1 rRNA gene is annotated in these 2,527 nt (G+C 57.0%); it reads left to right on the forward strand.

The features are described from left to right. A 23S ribosomal RNA gene (locus tag AB0J10_RS31685) occupies positions 1-2,476 on the forward strand; the annotation flags it as partial. Between the last annotated feature and the right edge of the window lie 51 nt (positions 2,477-2,527).

Consider the following 2,527-nt stretch of genomic DNA (forward strand, 5'->3'; position numbering starts at 1 on the left):
CGTCTCGTGACTGCGTGCCTTTTGAAGAATGAGCCTGCGAGTTAGCGGTGTGTAGCGAGGTTAACCCGTGTGGGGAAGCCGTAGCGAAAGCGAGTCCGAACAGGGCGTTTGAGTTGCACGCTCTAGACCCGAAGCGGAGTGATCTAGCCATGGGCAGGTTGAAGCGGAGGTAAGACTTCGTGGAGGACCGAACCCACCAGGGTTGAAAACCTGGGGGATGACCTGTGGTTAGGGGTGAAAGGCCAATCAAACTCCGTGATAGCTGGTTCTCCCCGAAATGCATTTAGGTGCAGCGTCGTGTGTTTCTTGCCGGAGGTAGAGCACTGGATAGGCGATGGGCCCTACCGGGTTACTGACCTTAGCCAAACTCCGAATGCCGGTAAGTGAGAGCGCGGCAGTGAGACTGTGGGGGATAAGCTCCATGGTCGAGAGGGAAACAGCCCAGAGCATCGACTAAGGCCCCTAAGCGTACGCTAAGTGGGAAAGGATGTGGAGTCGCAGAGACAACCAGGAGGTTGGCTTAGAAGCAGCCACCCTTGAAAGAGTGCGTAATAGCTCACTGGTCAAGTGATTCCGCGCCGACAATGTAGCGGGGCTCAAGCGTACCGCCGAAGTCGTGTCATTGCAGCATGTGGCCCAACGGCCGCTGTGATGGGTAGGGGAGCGTCGTGTGCCGGGTGAAGCAGCCGTGGAAGCGAGTTGTGGACGGTTCACGAGTGAGAATGCAGGCATGAGTAGCGATACACACGTGGGAAACGTGTGCGCCGATTGACTAAGGGTTCCTGGGTCAAGCTGATCTGCCCAGGGTAAGTCGGGACCTAAGGCGAGGCCGACAGGCGTAGTCGATGGACAACCGGTTGATATTCCGGTACCCGCTTTGGAACGCCCAATATCGAGCCCATTAATGCTAAGGCCGTGAAGCCGCCGGCTGAGTCTTCGGACGAGGTCGGAGTGGTGGAGCCGCTGATCCAAGGTGGTAGTAGGTAAGCGATGGGGTGACGCAGGAAGGTAGTCCAGCCCGGGCGGTGGTTGTCCCGGGGTAAGGGTGTAGGACGTCACGTAGGCAAATCCGCGTGGCATGTGTCTGAGACCTGATGCCGAGCCGATTGTGGTGAAGTGGATGATCCTATGCTGTCGAGAAAAGCCTCTAGCGAGTTTCATGGCGGCCCGTACCCTAAACCGACTCAGGTGGTCAGGTAGAGAATACCGAGGCGTTCGGGTGAACTATGGTTAAGGAACTCGGCAAAATGCCCCCGTAACTTCGGGAGAAGGGGGGCCACGTCTGGTGATCACTCTTGCAGTGTGAGCTGGGTGTGGCCGCAGAGACCAGCGAGAAGCGACTGTTTACTAAAAACACAGGTCCGTGCGAAGCCGTAAGGCGATGTATACGGACTGACGCCTGCCCGGTGCTGGAACGTTAAGGGGACCGGTTAGCTCCATTTCGGTGGGGCGAAGCTGAGAACTTAAGCGCCAGTAAACGGCGGTGGTAACTATAACCATCCTAAGGTAGCGAAATTCCTTGTCGGGTAAGTTCCGACCTGCACGAATGGCGTAACGACTTCTCGACTGTCTCAACCATAGGCCCGGTGAAATTGCACTACGAGTAAAGATGCTCGTTTCGCGCAGCAGGACGGAAAGACCCCGGGACCTTTACTACAGTTTGATATTGGTGTTCGGTTCGGCTTGTGTAGGATAGGTGGGAGACTGTGAAGCTTGGACGCCAGTTCAGGTGGAGTCGTCGTTGAAATACCACTCTGGTCGTGCTGGATGTCTAACCTGGGTCCGTGATCCGGATCAGGGACAGTGTCTGATGGGTAGTTTAACTGGGGCGGTTGCCTCCCAAAGGGTAACGGAGGCGCCCAAAGGTTCCCTCAGCCTGGTTGGCAATCAGGTGTTGAGTGTAAGTGCACAAGGGAGCTTGACTGTGAGACCGACGGGTCGAGCAGGGACGAAAGTCGGGACTAGTGATCCGGCGGTGGCTTGTGGAAGCGCCGTCGCTCAACGGATAAAAGGTACCCCGGGGATAACAGGCTGATCTTCCCCAAGAGTCCATATCGACGGGATGGTTTGGCACCTCGATGTCGGCTCGTCGCATCCTGGGGCTGGAGTCGGTCCCAAGGGTTGGGCTGTTCGCCCATTAAAGCGGTACGCGAGCTGGGTTTAGAACGTCGTGAGACAGTTCGGTCCCTATCCGCTGTGCGCGTAGGAGTCTTGAGAAGGGCTGTCCCTAGTACGAGAGGACCGGGACGGACGAACCTCTGGTGTGCCAGTTGTCCTGCCAAGGGCATGGCTGGTTGGCTACGTTCGGGAGGGATAACCGCTGAAAGCATCTAAGCGGGAAGCCTGCTTCGAGATGAGGACTCCCACCCACTTGATGGGGTAAGGCTCCCAGTAGACGACTGGGTTGATAGGCCGGATATGGAAGCCAGGTGACTGGTGGAGTTGACCGGTACTAATAGGCCGAGGGCTTGTCCTCAGTTGCTCGCGTCCACTGTGTCAGTTCTGAAGTAACGAACATGCCGCTGCC

The sequence above is a fragment of the Streptomyces sp. NPDC049887 genome, assembly GCF_040656535.1.
In the GTDB taxonomy this organism is placed as follows: Bacteria; Actinomycetota; Actinomycetes; order Streptomycetales; family Streptomycetaceae; genus Streptomyces.